The organism is Mesorhizobium sp. NFR06, from assembly GCF_900115245.1.
Classification (GTDB): Bacteria; Pseudomonadota; Alphaproteobacteria; order Rhizobiales; family Rhizobiaceae; genus Mesorhizobium.
In genome coordinates, this window is the sequence record NZ_FOVT01000005.1 from 218,865 (window position 1) to 235,886 (window position 17,022).

Annotated in this window: 11 protein-coding genes and 1 pseudogene; 11 read left to right on the forward strand and 1 reads right to left on the reverse strand. The window is 58.0% G+C overall.

Features of this window, described 5'->3' with window-relative positions; translation table 11 throughout:
* Positions 1-232: 232 nt before the first annotated feature.
* From F3H96_RS11900 to F3H96_RS11940, 9 genes are read left to right on the forward strand one after another with little or no spacing between them, the layout of a single operon-like run.
* Positions 233-1,441, forward strand: coding sequence for a cysteine desulfurase family protein (locus F3H96_RS11900; protein ID WP_149801931.1), 1,209 nt, complete (start codon positions 233-235; stop codon positions 1,439-1,441).
* Positions 1,413-2,336 carry a DUF4007 family protein gene (locus tag F3H96_RS11905; protein WP_149801932.1) on the forward strand — a complete coding sequence of 308 codons (924 nt, stop codon included), beginning with the start codon at positions 1,413-1,415 and terminating at the stop codon, positions 2,334-2,336. The genes F3H96_RS11900 and F3H96_RS11905 overlap by 29 nt, the downstream gene beginning before the upstream one ends.
* Positions 2,333-5,632 carry a hypothetical protein gene (locus F3H96_RS11910; RefSeq protein ID WP_149801933.1) on the forward strand — a complete coding sequence of 1,100 codons (3,300 nt, stop codon included), beginning with the start codon at positions 2,333-2,335 and terminating at the stop codon, positions 5,630-5,632. The genes F3H96_RS11905 and F3H96_RS11910 overlap by 4 nt, the downstream gene beginning before the upstream one ends.
* Positions 5,629-6,465 (forward strand): phosphoadenosine phosphosulfate reductase family protein, encoded by an 837-nt coding sequence (locus F3H96_RS11915; RefSeq protein ID WP_149801934.1) that lies wholly within the window; start codon positions 5,629-5,631, stop codon positions 6,463-6,465. Before F3H96_RS11910 ends, F3H96_RS11915 begins: the two co-directional genes overlap by 4 nt.
* Positions 6,466-6,498: 33 nt before the next feature.
* Positions 6,499-8,643: a DEAD/DEAH box helicase family protein gene (locus F3H96_RS11920; protein ID WP_149801935.1), complete on the forward strand. Its 2,145-nt coding sequence runs from the start codon at positions 6,499-6,501 to the stop codon at positions 8,641-8,643.
* Positions 8,633-8,857 carry a hypothetical protein gene (locus F3H96_RS11925; RefSeq protein WP_149801936.1) on the forward strand — a complete coding sequence of 75 codons (225 nt, stop codon included), beginning with the start codon at positions 8,633-8,635 and terminating at the stop codon, positions 8,855-8,857. The genes F3H96_RS11920 and F3H96_RS11925 overlap by 11 nt, the downstream gene beginning before the upstream one ends.
* Position 8,858: 1 nt before the next feature.
* Positions 8,859-10,940 carry an AAA family ATPase gene (locus F3H96_RS11930; protein WP_149801937.1) on the forward strand — a complete coding sequence of 694 codons (2,082 nt, stop codon included), beginning with the start codon at positions 8,859-8,861 and terminating at the stop codon, positions 10,938-10,940.
* On the forward strand, positions 10,940-11,386 hold the full coding sequence (locus F3H96_RS11935) for a hypothetical protein (protein ID WP_149801938.1): 447 nt from the start codon (positions 10,940-10,942) through the stop codon (positions 11,384-11,386). Before F3H96_RS11930 ends, F3H96_RS11935 begins: the two co-directional genes overlap by 1 nt.
* Before the next feature lie 31 nt (positions 11,387-11,417).
* The gene (locus tag F3H96_RS11940) at positions 11,418-12,605 is read left to right on the forward strand and encodes an ATP-binding protein (RefSeq protein WP_149801939.1); all 1,188 of its coding nucleotides are present in this window, start codon (positions 11,418-11,420) and stop codon (positions 12,603-12,605) included.
* A 48-nt stretch (positions 12,606-12,653) separates the two neighbouring features.
* Here F3H96_RS11940 and F3H96_RS31070 read toward each other — a convergent pair.
* Positions 12,654-12,802: pseudogene (locus tag F3H96_RS31070) on the reverse strand (IS3 family transposase); the annotation flags it as partial.
* 813 nt (positions 12,803-13,615) lie between these two features.
* On the opposite strand from F3H96_RS31070, the gene F3H96_RS11945 reads away from it, so the two are divergent.
* Together F3H96_RS11945 and F3H96_RS11950 are read left to right on the forward strand one after the other, a co-directional pair.
* On the forward strand, positions 13,616-15,016 hold the full coding sequence (locus tag F3H96_RS11945; RefSeq protein WP_149801940.1) for a hypothetical protein: 1,401 nt from the start codon (positions 13,616-13,618) through the stop codon (positions 15,014-15,016).
* Position 15,017: 1 nt separating this feature from the next.
* Positions 15,018-15,827: a hypothetical protein gene (locus F3H96_RS11950; protein WP_149801941.1), complete on the forward strand. Its 810-nt coding sequence runs from the start codon at positions 15,018-15,020 to the stop codon at positions 15,825-15,827.
* Positions 15,828-17,022: the final 1,195 nt, after the last annotated feature.

A 17,022-nucleotide genomic window follows, 5' to 3' on the forward strand; every position in this document is an offset into this window, starting at 1 on the left:
ACTCGTAGAGTCGGCCAACGCTTCGGAGGCCCTGTTGATCCTATCCATTAACAGAAATCCAGCATTGCGAATTTCGCTCCCTTTGATCGATCTCCCAGCGCCTCACGCCATGCGTCGGCGTGTCCAGTTTGTTTTAACAAACTTTGGAAGAAGGGGCGGGAGGGACGTGCCATAGGCGATCGTGCGTCCGAGATGGGTGACGAGTCAGTTTGCGAAGTGTATTTAGTGAAACATGACCATTTCACTCGACCATCACGCGACAACTCCCGCTGCTCAGCAGGTTGTCGATGCTATGGCCCCATATTGGCGCGATGTTCCGTTCAACGCCCACTCGGCCCACGCCGGAGGGGCGCTTTCGGAAAGCGCTGTCGAAACTGCGCGCGCGACGATCGCGGACCTTGTGGGCGCCTCAGCCCAAGAGATCACCTTCACGTCGGGTGCAACAGAGGCCAACAATCTAGCGATCTTAGGCTTGGCGCGTGCCGCGCAGAATGCGCGTCCTGAACGGACCCGCATCCTCACCAGCGCCATTGAGCACAAGTGCGTTCTTGAAGCCGCGCGTCATCTCGCAACCCAGGGGTTTGAGCATGAGATGATTCCCGTGCTCACGAGTGGTCACGTTGATGTCGAACAATTGGAAGCGATGCTCGATGATCGCGTACTGTTGGTGGCCGTGATGGCCGCCAACAACGAAATCGGCACGATCCAGCCTCTGCCGGCGATCGCACGTCTATGCGAGGCGGCAGGCGCGATGCTCCATGTTGATGCGGCACAAGTGGTCGGTCGCATGCCGTTCGATGTCTTCGAGATCGGCTGCGATACGGCTAGCTTCTCGGCGCACAAAATGTATGGCCCGAAAGGTGTGGGTGCGCTTTATGTGAGTGCCGCTGCGAAACTGCGTCCGAAGCCGATCCTTTTTGGCGGCGGTCAGGAAAGTGGCTTGCGTCCAGGCACTCTGCCGGTCCCGCTCATTGTCGGATTTGGCAGAGCCGCGGAATTGGCAGCGCAAGCTCATGCTGATGGACCGCGCCTGCGCGAGCTTGCCGTTCGGTTCCTATTGGAGCTTGATCGGCTTGGCATCGATGCCCATGTAAATGGCAGCTTAGCTGACCGGCTGCCAGGCAGCCTGAATATTCACATTCCTGGCGTGGATGCCGAAGAGCTCATCCAACGTCTCGGCGACAGCCTGCATCTGTCGACCGGGTCCGCTTGCCAATCCGGCGAGCTGCAGGGATCCCATGTATTGCGCGCGATCGGTCTACCGCCAAAATTGGTTTCTGCTTCGTTCCGGTTATGTTTCGGTATAGAACATGATGTAGGCGACGCCGTCAAAGCCGCTCACTGCCTTGCCGACTCGGTTCATACGTGCGAGAGTGCCGCTGGACGAAACGTCCAGTGGCAGGAGATTATAGATGGAGGCGTTCTTATCGGGAGAGTTTAGGCCCCAATTTGCGGGCCATGAGACCTTTCCGATCAGGGCGTTATGGCTAAAAAAGGCCTTTGATGCAGTCGCTCAAGGCGCCGACAAAAGTATATTCACTGCTCCCGACGCAATTGTTCGTTTCGGTGTTGGCAAGAATATGGCGCAAGCTATGCGGCATTGGCTGCTCGCTTCAGGTTTCGCGCGAGAGGAGGGGGGGCTTTTGTATCCGACCCCTCTCGGAACAGCTCTCCTCAGTGATGACGGACTCGATCCTTATCTCGAAGAAGCAGCATCGCTGTGGATGCTGCATTTAGCGCTCGCTGGCTCGCCGGACATGACGACGACATGGTATTGGGCGTTTAACATCTACGGCAGCCTGACATTCGACAGGGATGCGATGACCCGCGGTCTACTGCAACTTGCCGAGCAACGCGGCTGGAAGCGCGTTGCGCCGGTGACGGTCAAGCGCGATGTCGATTGCTTCATCCGTTCCTATGTCTCGCGCACTCGGGGCACGATCGTCGAGGATGCGATAGAGCCCGTCCTGGTCGAACTCGGCCTGATCCGCTCATCTGCGATAGGCGACGCCTTCGAGTTTGTACGTGGGCCCAAGGCGTCCTTGCCTGACGTGGTTTTTGCGATCGCGCTCGATCGCTTTTGGCGCGCAAAGCATTCTGAAGCATCGACGCTGTCCATCGAAGCCGCATGCTACGGCCACGGATCACCCGGGCGCGTATTCAAGCTTGACGAAGAGAGCGTGGTCGATCGGCTGATACGGATTGCTGATATCACCCTTGGGGCCTTGTCCTGGTCCGAGACCGCCGGTTTGAAGCAGGTAGTTCGGACCGGAAGCTTCGACGAAGCTGCTGTCTTAGAGCGAGGTTATCGCACTGTCCGGAGTGCGGCGGCATGACGCGCGACGCTGCCGTGCAGGTCGACCGCCGCTTCGCCCGTTCTGCGCGGGTCGACGCCGATATGGGGAAGCCTGATGCGATCAAGGGCTACGTCCTGCAACCCAGCGTCAGTCAGGCTTATTCGACGATGGCGGATGCGGTTGCACAACGCCGGCAGGGCGCGTTCAGCTGGACCGGCCCCTACGGCGGAGGCAAGTCGTCTGCCGCGCTAGTGCTCGGAGCCGCGCTAGGCCCCGTGGGCTCGGCTCGAAAGGCCGCTGATGCGCTGCTCGGTGCACAAACACGCAAATTGCTCGAGACCGGTTTTCATCGAAGCCGTGCGGGCTGGAGAGTGGTCGCCCTTTCGGGCCGGCGCGCCGATATCGGCGATGATTTGCGCCGTCACTTGTCGATCGAAAAGGAGGCCGATCTCGTCTGGTCGATCAGGTCACTGGCTAACGACCCTGTCTGCGATGGTGTTCTGATTGTCGTCGACGAGCTCGGCAAATATCTCGAGCATGCAGCGCAGGATGGTGGCGATCTCCATATCTTGCAGGATCTCGCGGAGCTTTCAGCGCGGTCAGACGGCCGCCTCGTCCTGCTTGGTATCTTGCATCAATCCTTCGAGCGTTATGCGAGCAAGCTTCCGCGCGCCACGCGTGATGAATGGGCGAAGATACAGGGTCGCTTTCAGGATATTCCCCTGGCTACGGCCGGTGATGAGACGCTTGAGCTGATCTCGCGCGCGATCACAGCAGTATCGCGGCCCGCAGTTGCCAATGCGCTCGCTGCCCGGGTATCTTCGGAAGTTCGCCGGCGGCGGGGGAGTGCTCCCGTTGCGCTCGAACAGATGCTGGCGGGATGCTGGCCTCTTCATCCCGTTGTTGCCCTTCTTCTCGGGCCAATGGCCCGGCATCGCTTCGGCCAGAATGAACGAAGCGTTTTCAGCTTTCTCGGTTCGACCGAACCCGCCGGCTTCCAGGAGTTTTTGGCCGCAGGGGTGCCCGGGCCCTACACGCCGGCGCGTCTCTTCGATTATCTCGTCGCCAATCTCAGTCCATCAATCCTGGCCTCAAGTGAAGGACACAAGTTCTCTACCAGCCTAGACGCAGTTGATCGGGCCGCAGCACGCGGCGGGCCGCTCCATATCGCGCTTGCTAAGACGGTCACCCTAATCGAGCTGTTCGGAGCGGGGACGGGACTTATCGCGACGTTAGCCATACTCGCCGCTGCCGTAGAAGAGGCAAGCGAACGCGCGATTGGCGAGGCGTTGAACGAACTTGTCGAATGGTCGGTGCTGGTTCATCGCAAACACTTAGGGGGCTATGCGGTTTTCGCCGGCTCAGATTTCGACCTCGATGCCGCCGTTGCCGCAGCGACTAGCGGCGAGAATGTCGACCTGACTGACCGCCTCGCGTTGCCGCCCGTCGTCGCTAAGCGGCACTATCATCGCACGGGATGTCTCCGCTGGTCCGAAGTCCTGGTCTATTCCTTGCCGATGTTCGAGAACGGACCGGACAGCACGGACCCGGCCAGATTCACGGTCGCGCATCAGGCGGCTTTCGACAGTTGGCGGAGCAATCGTCGCAGCACTGCTGCGATTGTGCTGGCCGTGCGCCCGTCCAAAATGGAAGACCGCGATGCAGAAGCGGCTGCGAAGGCGATTGCCAGGCGCGCTGACGACACTTGCGTGGCCTGTGGGCTACCGCGCTCAAGCTATCTCATTCGCGAGCTCGCTATCGAGCTCGATTCCCTCGAGCGCGTCGCGCAGCAAAATCCGCAACTTGAAGGAGACCAGATTGCACGGCGAGAGGTTCGGGCCCGAATGGCCGAGGTCGCAAGCAGGCTCGAACAGGAAATCCGCAGGGCGTTTGACAGTGCCAAATGGTTCGCCGCCGGTCGCCGGGCCGCCAGCTATGACGGCCGTGCCCTTAGTGCGATCGCATCGGCCGAGGCGGATCAACTCTTTGTCGCGTCGCCTCTCATCCGCAATGAACTCATTAATCGCGATAAGCCGTCGTCAAACGCCATGGCGGCGGTGCGTGCACTGCTTCACGCCATGGCCAGCGCTGGGTCGAGCGCCCGGCTAGGCCTTGTCGCTTATCCGCCCGAGTTTGCGCTCTATGCCTCAGTTTTGCGCGAGTCGGGTCTCCACTCTCAGCAGCTGGATGGGACGTGGTCCTTTGGCGCGCCAGATGACGGAGAGATCGGCGCGAGCTACGCCGCCGTCTGGTCGGCTGCATCGGCGCTGCCCGACGGATCGAAGATTGCCGATCTCTACGCGGTATGGCGGCAGGCCCCGATTGGATTGCGTGCGGGGCCGATGCCGATCCTTGCTTTCGCCTGGCTCCTCGCCAATGCGAAGACCACGGCGGTTTATCTGGACGGATTGTTCACGCCCGTTATCGATGAGCTTCTCGCCGACCGCCTGCTGCAATCTCCAGACGCGATCGCGCTCCGGCATGTTGCACTTGGACGTGAGCAGGATGCGCTCTTGCACGGTCTTGCAGATCGGCTCGCTGGTCGAGGGTTTAGCGACCCAGCTACCCCGCTCACGATATCGAAGATGCTTGTGCGGGTGGCACTTGAACTGCCGGCCTGGTCGCAGAGATCTCGATCCTTCAGTCCCGAGGCCCGCCGGATCCGAGATCTTCTCATGCATGCCTCCGACCCTAACAAGCTGCTTTTCGATGAGATCGCGCATCTCCGAGACACACCCGGGCAATGCGTCGAAGCGGTCGAGCAGGCGCTCTGTGAGCTGGAAGAGGGTTATCCGGCGATGCTTGAACAGCTTGCCGGCGCGCTTGCCCAGATGCTCGGCTGCGACCCCGCGACTTTCGATGGCATCGGGCGCCGGGTCGTTACCGCGATTGGGATGAGTGGCGATCTCAGGCTGGATGCGTTTGCACAGCGCACGGCCGCACTCGAGCGTGCGAGCAATCGTCGCGGCGCCATCGAGGGGTTGGCAAGCTTTTTGGTACATAAGCCAGCGAATCAGTGGGCGGACCAGGATGTGGATAAGGCCCATGCCGAACTGGTCCGCTTTGCCCGAGGTCTGCGCGAGGCGGAGGCCGTCGCGGTCGCACGGGGGCGCGCAAGCGGCGCGGAGGCGCTGAGTATCGTGAGAGCGAGCCGGGGCGGCGAGCCACATGTACACACCTTCGAGGTGAGCGCCGATGAGGCCGAAACAGCCAATGCGATCGCGGACGTGCTTGTAGCGGCACTTCGACAAGGCAGCGCGCGGGTCCAGCTCGCAGCGGTTGTGGAAGCACTTCGCCGGATTGAAGCCGCCGAGCAATGCGAGACGGCCGCATGACCCCGGCCCGTCATATTCTGGGGCTGTCGGGCGGGCGAGACTCTGCGTCGCTCGCGATTTGGATGCGCGAGCACCGGCCTGATATCGAGCTGGAATATTTCTTCACGGATACGGGCAAGGAGTTGCCCGAGGTCCACGACTTCCTGGATCGGCTGGAAGGTTATCTCGGCCAGTCAATCACTCGGCTCAATCCCGACCGCAACTTCGACTTCTGGCTGCGCGAATATAACAGCTTCCTGCCCTCACCACGCACGCGATGGTGTACGCGCCAACTGAAACTGCGCCCGCTGGAACAGTGGCTTCGACCAAGCTTGGAAGCGGGTGTGAAGGTGCATTCCTATGTCGCTATTCGTGCCGACGAGGACAGGTCCGGCTATCAAGCCACCCATGAGAATATGATCGTCCATTTTCCATTGCGCGACGCCGGCATCGACAAACAGGGTGTCATTGACCTGCTCAATGGGTCGGGCGTCGGAGAACCGGCTTATTATTCGTGGCGTTCCCGCTCAGGCTGCACCTTCTGTTTCTTCCAACAAAAAATCGAGTGGGTTCGGCTGATGCGAGAGCATCCTGACGCGTTCGAGGAAGCCAAGGCCTATGAGAAGAATGCGGTCGATCACGGCTCGCCGTTCACTTGGTCGCAGGGCGAAAGCCTTGAGCAACTTGCCCGTCCCGAAAGGATCGCTGCAATAGAAAGTGATTATGAGGCGCGGCTGGAAAGGCTGCGGCGTCGTCGCCGCGCCAACCCACTTCGTGCCGATCTGACGTGCTCCATCGACGATGTCTATGGATTGGACGAAGAATCGGCCGGCTGCGTTGTTTGCCACAAATGACGCCTCCAGCCTCGCCAAATTTCCGGTACTGCGATGTCGCTCATTAAAGCCTTCGAAGCGGTTGAGCCGATCTATATCTTGCCCAAGGACGATGTCGCCACAGAGGTGATCATCCCGGGTTTGTCCGCCTCCGCCCATGCGGACGTTATGATTGGCTTTTTTTCAAGCCAGTCGCTTGCAGAGATCGCGCCGGGGTTGGCGAGCTATCTACGCGCGAGCAGCGCACCGCTCCGCTTGGTCATTAGTCCCTACCTCTCGGCGACGGATCAGGACGCACTTCGGCGTGGACTCAGCCCGGAAACGTTGGTGGGTATCAAATTCGATGACCAACTGCCGAATGCCGATGCCCTGGCTCGGCATGCGCTGACATGTCTGGCCTGGCTGATCGCGCAGGCGCGACTCGAAATGAAAGTTGCGCTGATGCGCGACGCTCTTTTCCATCCGAAGGTTTGGCTGTTCCACGATGAGGACAACATTGCGGCGTTGCACGGGTCTGCCAATATGACCGGGGCAGGCTTGGGTCGAAATCGGGAGCAGCTTTCGATCGCCCGGGGTTGGACCGGTGACGACGCCTCTCGGACCTGCGCGCGCTTGGCGGCCGAGTTCGAGCTTTTATGGAGCGGCGGAGACAATGACTGCATAGTCATCGACCTCCCAACGGCGATCGAGGAGCGCTTGCTTCGGGATTACAAAAGCGAGCGACCGCCCGACGAGGATGACTACCGTCTGCTTTGGAGGCAGGCGCACGGCCTTCCTGAGCTCGTCCCGGAATCGGCGAGTCGCCCGGCTGGCGAGATCGTCTTCGCCATCCCGGAATGGCTCGACTATCGCAGCGGAGACTACGCCCATCAGGGTGTAGCAGTCGACTCATGGCGAGATTCCGGATGGCGCGGTATTCTGGAAATGTGCACGGGCTCGGGCAAAACGCTGACTGCGATGGTCGGCGCCCATACGCTCCATGCGAAAGTCGGGCCGTTGCTGATAATTGTCGCGGCGCCATACAATGTTTTGGTCCAACAATGGTGTAACGAGATTGAGCTTTTCGGGCTGCACCCCGTAAATCTAACAGCCGAGCCAGGCCCCAAAGGGCGCGACCGCGTGATCGCCGATGCGCGCCGGCGGCTTCGGCTTGGGTTGAGCCCAGCCGAAGTGCTCGTGACCTCGAACGACACCTTGTGCACGGCCGAATTCATCGAAGCGATTTCACGACATGCCGGCCCGAAGCTGCTAATCGCCGATGAGTGTCACAATCTCGGCGCCGCCGGCTTCATGACCGCGCCCCCGACATGTTTTGACCATCGACTCGGCTTGTCCGCCACTCCGGTCCGCCAATATGACCAGGATGGGACCGCGGCCCTTTTCGAATACTTCGGGCCAACCTGTTTCAGTTTCACGTTAGAAGAAGCGATCGGACGCTGCCTGACCCCATATGACTATCACGCCCACTTCGTCTCACTCGACGATACCGAAATGGTGGAATGGCGAGATCTCACGGAGAAGATCGTCCGTTTGGCCTGGAAGCTCGATGCGGGGATTAAGGATGAGTGGCTCGAGAGTCTCCTACTACAGCGGCGACGTGTTTTGGAAACCGCGTCTGCTAAGATGACCTGCTTGGCCGAGCTGCTCGATGACGAACCGATCGAGAACCTCCGCTACACTCTGATCTATGCGACCGATAAGGATCCTACCCAGCTTGAGCTCGTCAACGCGCTGCTGGCTGGCCGCGATATCTCCTTCCACCAGCTGACGGCGACCGAAACGGCCGACCCGAAAATGTCGGCCAGAATATTGGCGCGCTTCCAGTCCGGTGCGCTGCGGGTACTGACCGCCAAGAGAGTTCTCGACGAAGGCGTGAATGTCCCGCAAATTGAAAAGGCCTATATTCTTGCGAGCACCACCGTTCGCCGCCAATGGGTGCAACGACGGGGGCGTCTGCTTCGGATGTGCAAGGAGATTGGCAAGACGCACGCGGTCATTCATGATCTCGTGACTTTACCGCCGGGGGCAATGGAGGGCGAACGAATGGATGAAGAATCGAAGAAGGTGATCCGCTCGGAGTTAGACCGGGTTTGGGAATTCGCACGCTTGAGCCGCAACGGCGCTCGGACGGGCGGACCCTTCGAGCAAGTCGAGCAGCTTCGATCCATGCTGCTAGGTGGAGGGCGAGATGGCGTATAAGGACGAACGGGTCATCAGTATCTTGATGGAGCAAGCAGAAGCGACTGAAGAACGGGTTCTTGGCTATCGGGACGAGTTAAAACATGCCGTGGCCGACATCATCGCGCTGGAGCGACAGAACAAGTTCGCGAAGACAAATATCGCGGTGAAGGTCGGCGACATTGTCAGTAGGGTAGGGACTTACCTAAATAAGCATACCGGAACCGGAAGCTGACATGCGTCTGATCAAAGCCCGCTTCGACGGATTTCGGCTGCTGGACGGCGCCGAGTTCAACTTCTCCGTCGACAAAAAGAAAAATGTGACCGTAATTCGGGCCGCCAATGAAAGCGGCAAGACCACACTCCTGAGCGCCCTGCAATGGGCGCTTTTCGGAGATGAAGCGTTACCGAGCACCTACACCACGATTTCGATGGATATACCTGAGGGCATGGTCGGGACTACGACGGCTGAAGTTACCTATGAGGTCGAGACCCCGAAGGGCACGCGGCGCTACCGCCTCGTGCGGTCGTTGAGTGATCGGGCTGGATCTTCCAGTCGCCCCAAATCGTCGGTGGCTCTTGAGGAAATCAAGCCGACCGGCAATGACTCCGTCCCGAACGTCGAAAGCTATCTCGGCCAACATATGCCGGCGGACCTTCGAGAAGTATTCTTCACCGACGGCGACCGCGCACTGAGCTTCATCGAAGGGCGGCGTGGCGATCAGCAGAAGCGGGTCCGGCGAGCGATCGAGCAGTTGATGGGGTTGCCGTTGCTGGAGGCTGCGCTCGAACATGTGAAGAAGGCCGAGCGCGACATCCGCGCGAAGGCCGATAACGTATCCGGCAGCCAGCAACTTTCCGACGTTCGTGCACAGCTCGAGGCCCTCGACTTGGCTATCCCCGACAACGAAGCCAAGCTGGCAGCGACCACCGAAGAGATCGCAAATCTCAGTGATCTCTATTCTCGTGCGGATCGCACACTGCAGGATGCACTGAAGAAGGGCAACCGCGAAGAAATCGCAGGCGATCTTCAGCGCATCGAGAAGCAGCGGGCCGCCTCCGAGGCACGCAAGCGGACGGCGGACCTAGATCAATCCCGCTTGTTGTCCGGCATCGATTTCGCCAAGGGGATGATGGGCGAGAAGTTGAAGGCGGCCGGCAAGGTCCTAGATCAACTCCGGAAGAAAGGGCAGATTCCCAATTCCACCATACCGGTCCTCGAGGAGAGGCTGACACACGCTGATTGCATCTGCGGCGAGTCCCTAGATCCCAACGACAGGGATGGCGCACGACGGCGCGCGCATATTCTCCATTTGATTGAGGATAGCCGCGCGACTGACGTGCTCAAATCGCGCATCTCGACCATATATTACGAGAGCCGCGAACTCACTAACGGCAAGATGGCTTGGCACGATCAATATGTGAAGGCCTATTCGGCGCGCACGCGCGAGCAGGAAACCTACGAGGAGCTCGGGCGTCAGGCGGCCGAACTTGAAGCGCGGCTGAGTAAGATCAAAGACAATGACGTCCAGTCGGCGCGCGAGATGCGTGACACCTATCTCCAGCAGTTGACGTCGAAGCGCGAACAGGCAACGCGACTGGACGTCACCGTTCGGAACTTGCGGCAACAGCGCGGGGAACGGGCGAAGGAGATGGAGACGCTTCTGGCTCGCGAGACCAAGGGTCGCAAGTTCGCGGCCGAGCTGTCTGCCGCCGGCGATCTGCGCAAGATTGTCGAGCAGACGCTTGTCACGATGAAAACGCGGGAGGTCGATGCGGTCTCACGCCACATGAATGAGCTTTTTTTGCAGATGATCGGCGCGGACCCGGACCGCGCAATGATCCGACGCGCGGCGATCACGACGGATTTCAACATCATCGTCTACGGCCGAAACGAGCGCCTCCTCGACCCGTCACAAGATCTCAACGGGGCATCGCGCCGCGCTCTAACCATCGCTTTTATTCTCGCGCTGACGCAGGTTAGCGGGGTTGAAGCCCCCAATGTGATCGACACGCCTCTCGGCATGATGACCGGCTTCGTGAAGAGGGAAGTGGTCAAGGTCGCGGCCTCGTCGAGTTCCCAGCTCATCCTTTTGCTGACCCCGGATGAAATCAACGGTTGCGAAGATATTCTCGATCAGGTCGCTGGTGAGGTCGTCACGATGACCAACCCGGCCCATTATCCGGTCATGCTAAAGCATGATCCTGGAACCTCGGACGCCCGGGTTTTGATCTGCAAGTGCGATCACGTCTCCTCGTGCGAGATATGCGAGCGCAACACACCGTCGACGCCCAAACAGGTTGGGGAGGCGGCCTGATGGCAGAGAATCCATTCGCCGGTCAGGATGTCACAGTTTCGGATAATTATCGGACGCATTTCGAGACCTACGTCCAGCGGCGCGAGGGGAAAGGCGCGCGGCCTGAGCACCAGCCGTTCGACAGGAACGTGGACTTCTGGTTCGCCGCGATCTGCGTTGCGGTTCGCAACGGGATCAAACCGTCCCCTCCGACCGGGAAAACCTACAAGGCCGCCGAAGGTGTGGCGCTGGGGTCGCCGGAATGGCGACCGACCGCGCTTACCTTGCTCGCCATCGCTGAAAATGGCGACGCATCTATCGTCGACAGGCCTGGCGAGATGATGCGCATCGCGAATGCCTACGCGCATGTAGGCTTCCCGGAATTGCTGGAAATCCTTGAGAGTCGGGGTGGAGATACCGCCCTCGATCATCTGTCCGAGGCTATCGAGGCCATGCTCACCAAATGAGAGTTCCCAGCATCCGCGACCAAGCAGCATCATGAACCCGGTCGAAAATCCCTATTCGCCGGGTGCCGGCAACCGCCCTCCCGAGCTAGCGGGCCGGAATGAGGTCATCAAAGAAGCAGATATCATGTTTCAGCGGCTTCTTGCGGGCCGATCAATCCAGCCGATGGTGATGGTTGGGCTGCGAGGTGTGGGCAAGACAGTGTTGCTGCGGCACATGCACGACACGGCCAAGGCGGCCGGTTTCGAGGTCATCTACGCCGAGGCGACCGAAGGGAAGAAGCTTCCCGAAATTCTCATGGCAGGCCTACGCAAGGCATTGCTCTCTTTAAGCCTGATCGAAGCCGCCAAGGATCGCGCACGACGCAGTCTTGGCGCATTGAAAGCTTTCGTCGCCGGGTTAGGCCTGACCTTTGGTGACGTCTCGCTCTCTTACGACCCGACAATCGGTGTAGCGGATAGCGGCGACCTCGAGGCCGACCTCGCCGATATCCTTGTTGAGGTTGGTGAAGCTGCCGCGGCCGCCAACAAGGCGGTGGTCATATTCGTCGATGAACTCCAGATTCTCGAAAAGCAGGAACTCAGCGCGCTGATCGCCGCGGTTCACCGAATAAGCCAGGAAGCTCTTCCCGTGACGTTCATTGGAGCAGGCTTACCACAGGTGTTAGCACTTGCCGGCAGTGCGAAATCATATGCGGAAAGGCTGTTCGTGTACCCTCGCATCGACGCTTTGAGCGAAGAAGCCGCAATCGCTGCGATTGAGCACCCCGCAGCCGCCTTGAAAGTTGAATTCGAAGCGGACGCTATTTCCGAGATATTGCGTGTCACCGAACGTTACCCATACTTCCTGCAGCAATGGGCATTCTGCGCATGGAACATCGCTCCTGACAGCAAGAAGATCACCTGGTCGGACGTGCTCGACGCGACCGAAGTCGCGCGGGGCAAGCTTGATGAGAGCTTTTTTCGCGTGCGCTATGACCGGTGCACGCCTACCGAGAAGAACTATATGCGCGCCCTCGCCGAACTCGGCAAAGGGACGCACCGTTCAGGCGACGTTGCGGACCAACTCGGCTGCGACACCGACAAAGCTAACCAACAGCGCACCGCGCTCATAAAGAAGGCGATGATCTACTCGCCCGCCCATGGCGACGTGTGCTTCACCGTGCCGATGTTCGACGAGTTCATGCGTCGCGAGATACCGGACTTTATACCCAAGGCCTGATCGCCCAATTGAATCGCGCGTGGTCTGGCGAATGCATCGGGCTGTGAGTCACGCTACCATGCCCATCTTGTTTTCGGCGGCAGAATATGGCTCTTCGACTTCGGCAGGCGGAATGTTCCCGAAGGGCTCCAGCTGCCGGCGACTGGTCAGCCAGTCGACCGTTTGGGCGTGGCACCGACGGCTTCGAAGCTACGCCACGACCACAAATCAGCATGGCACGCACGCGGATTTCTGCTGCAAACTTGTTGGTTGCATGCTCCACCGCCCTCCGGAGTTAAAGCGCCGGCAGCCCCGGCGCGGCACTTCGCTACTGCTGGCGTTAGTGCAGCTTCGGGCGAAGCCAAAAACTATTGGCCCAGAGGTTGCAAGGCACGACGTTTGATCCAGGAGCAGCAACGCGTGCCAGCAAGCCCCTTTCCGGCAGGAGCGGGCAGCACTTAAGCAGCAGGTAGTTGCCCAGAACGACCCACTTCGGGGCTGGCCTGTTGCGACATGTGCTTGCGCCCAGGCAGTTGCAAATGTTCGGCTAATGGTTGCCATGGTGGCCCGGTAAGCCTGGCACTGTTTGCGGCGCCACCATTTCGATCGGCGATGGATAGTTCAAGGTGGCCTCATAACTTTTCCGGGCATTTGAAGAGTTCACAGCATGTCGATAGCTCTCAAATAGTCGAGACACGCTGGATATCGCACTTATAGCTTGCAACGGCTTGGCACCGCATATGCGCGCTGCGCATGCCCCGGCCTGAACTTCGAAAGCAGACATAGTTGACGCCGAGCCGATGATAGGCCAAGCGGTTCATTATGACGCCGCGAACTGCGGCACTATCCATCAGTGCTTCGCTTCAAGTCGGTCAAGGCATCTGGCTCTGGATGCTATATTCGTCAGTCCTGCGCCGGCAGTTTTGGCATTGCTGATCTCGGCAAAGAATGCCAATGTCTATACTGATCGGGGGATCGCAATCATGTTTGCTCGTCTTCGAGTAAGGATGCATAAGCATCGATCAAGCCAAGTGAGCGTCGTCGTCTATTTTTCTGCATTCCTAGCCGTCTTCGTGGTGCTAAGCCACACCGGCACCAGGATTGCGGAAACGTTCAACACGCGTTTCTGGCCTCTTGTATCTGCCATTGCGCTGTTGGCTGCAGTGATTGGCGTGTCAGAATGGTCGGACGCTATCAGACGTTGCGTTGAGTGTGCAAAGCGTATCGTAGGCCGCTCGACGCGCAGGCTTGTTGCTTTTTTCGCGATTGTGACTTTACCACTACTTTTATTTTCTGTGCTTATATTAATATGCCAGATAAAGCACAGTCTTTATGATGCGGCCATTCGAAGTGCCAGCGAAGAGTTACGAGATTCGCCCGGCGTGCCATCGTCGTCTTCATTGGTGACGGCCCTCTCTTCCAATTTCTCGTCCTATCCAACCCGCAAAGAAATACCGTTGTTAATTGCGACTCGTAGTGCCGAATTGCGGCGAAACGATCCCGCCTCACTTGAGGAGTTTCGTGCCTTTAGCCGATGGGCGCTCGAGTCAACAGTCGGCGACCCCGGCAACCTCTCACAAATTGGTGCGCTTGTCTCTCATTCCAACTATTCTTTCCTGCTGGACGATCTTTGCCAGTGCGGCGATACGCCGTTTACAAACTATGATCCCGTTCCATTCTTAGTAAATTTGGCACTGGAGGGGTACAGAACAGTTGCGCCACCCGCCGGTTACTCTTCAAATCTCGCATATAGTAGCGCTCTCCTGAATGCCGTACCGGAGACATCAACTCGAAAACTGGCAGTCAAGAACATCGATATCGCGCAGCAGATATCGAGATTCCGCTCACTGAATAAGAGAAAGGCGACCGTTTCGAAAGCCCTGGCTTCCCTTGTTGCCACGCGGTCGAGCATCGAAGAAATTTTGAACAGGGATGCTGCTCCTCGATCGTCTGTCAGATTGCATGAAATATTTCAGCAGAGTTCTGACCTCGTTGCTCAAGCATATGTCGAAGAATGTGGTTTCTTTCATGCAATCGGGTCATCAAACCGAGAAGAAATGGCGGCTGATATGGCTGCCAGACGTTTTGCTTCTATTGTGAATCTGCGGGCTGACGTCATAAAGTTTTATGATGGGAAGGTTATGTGGATGCAGCCGCCTGGGAAGCTGATGCTGTTTTGGCACATTGTAAAATGGCGAAAGGGCCTGCAGGCCCAAGAAGATATCGCCAGAGCTTTGGAGGCCGCAAAGGCCGGCTGTCCATCGTACAACGATAAACTGTTAGCTGCAATTAAAGGCGGAGCCGAGGGCAGCTGGATCAATGACAGCTTCCGTACGCAATGGTCAAAGGGGACTGTGGACGCGGCCCAACTCGATTCCGCTGCTTCCAATTATGTCATGGTCGGTACAATTGATCAGGGATGGAGGTATTAGAATGCCTGTTCAATCAGTCAACTATACGCCAGAGCTTGAAGTTAGCGGTCTTGGTCAGTGGAAGTCGGGGCGCTGGCCAACTATAGCTAAGCAGGTTGTAGGCCGGCTTCAGTCTCACGGACCATTCTTGGTATGCACCACCATAGACACGGAAACAAAGCCCGGGTTTGTCCACGTTCAAAATCCGGAAGACTTTTGGAAAAACGTCTATTCTCCAAAACAGGTAGTTGTGCAGAGCGGGTTTCTCGCGCGAAAGGCAGGTTGGATCACGATCCCCTTCTTCTCGGAGCGAGCAGGGCTCTTCGTGAATATGGAAGCTCGTTGCGGCCAATTGACTGTAACGCAACTTCGCTCCCTGTTGACCGGCGAGGTAAGGTATTGGTCCGACCTCGGGGGCTCCAAAAACTTGGTCCGGATCTTTAGGTTGCGGCCTTCAGAGCGGCGGCGCGGCGGGGAATTCGTGACTATGCTTGATCGCCGATTTGATCTCATTTTGCAGGGTATCGGCCTCAAATTCGAAGATGTAGACCACAGGGTAGAGCGTGCAGCTACCTATGTCGAACTATCCGGTTTGGTACGACGGAATTCGGGTGGAGTTGCGATTGGACTTCGCGCCGCGCCATTGTTCGGTCTTCGTCCGCTCTCCATTGATAGACACGTGTTCAACGCGTTCGGGATAGATGCAGACTACCCTCTTGGCTATGAAGTCTCTGTGGGGTTTCAGGCTTCTGTCGAGGGCGCGCATGCGATGGCTTCGTTTTTCCAGGAGATACGTCGGCGAGAGATCTCGGATCTGAGATTCTGGATGTAAATCCGCCGAAGAGGAAGCCGGCCGATGCGGATGCCGTGTGCTGATGATCGCCCAAGGTCTACAGCGGAGCGCGTCTTTCAAGTTCGGTCCGCTACTTTGCTTTGGGCGAACCTGGAGTATTTTCGTGCGAACTGCAGAACGGTTCGCAGGCATCGTTTCGGGGGGGATGATGAGAGGTTGGGTGAATGGATATTGCAACAATTTGCGTTCGTATCTGCTCCACATACTTCCGATAATGCATTGCATCGCGCAATCCCGGTTACTGACCGCCAAGTGACGGCAGTTCGGCCACCACAGTATGATCGAAGCATAGTCATCGAGGTGGACGGAAGTTGGTACGATATTAAGGGTGGTGGCCTACCACCCGGCCGAGTTCCGGCATTTGGTGAATATTCGACAGGTCTCTTCCATGCTCATTTGGCGGTCACAGAGCTATACACGTCAATACTGCTCAGTGAGATTTTTCGTCGCGATGGCGACGGATTGGTTGGAGTCGTTTCGTGCCTCGCCATAATACAACTTCCGATCATGATAAAACTCAGTAGTAGACTATCGATCATGGTGCCGGTCGTTCTCTATGTCAGGCCGCATGTGTCTCGGCATCGCTTTGGTGGAGACATAGATCCACTGGATAGCGAAGAGTCGATTTACAAACTTGGGATAGAGCTCTTTCTTCGAGGGTTTGGCATCACATCATGCCAGGCAGACAGGGATATTGCGGTCGGAAGCAGATCAGACGGTATGCCAGTTACCCAAGGTAATCGATTGTTGACTGGAGACTTTGCCGAACGAATACAGCGCGTTTGCCGCGATACTGATTTCACTCTACCCGCAGTGTTCGAATTCACGAATGTTCAGATAGGGCGGCGGAGGCGGAAATCGAAGCGGATATTACTAATAGATTTGGAGCATTATGAGTACAAAAGTGCATTTCGTAAGCACTTATCGCAGGTTTGCAGTCTTGGAAACAAAACTGCGATTGAAATTGTCCCGAGTTTTAATCCATCATACATCAAAGCTCCAACCAATTACCACCCGGGAGCTCATCTGTTGCAATATGAGGCTCGCGCCATCGGCGATCATCAAGGTAACTTTAGACGGGTGACATGGTGCGCGATCGACACGTTTCTCCAAACTGCGGGGCCGACTGACTGCCGTTCGAACATTCTGCGACTCTTGAGGCAAGCGGCTTGGA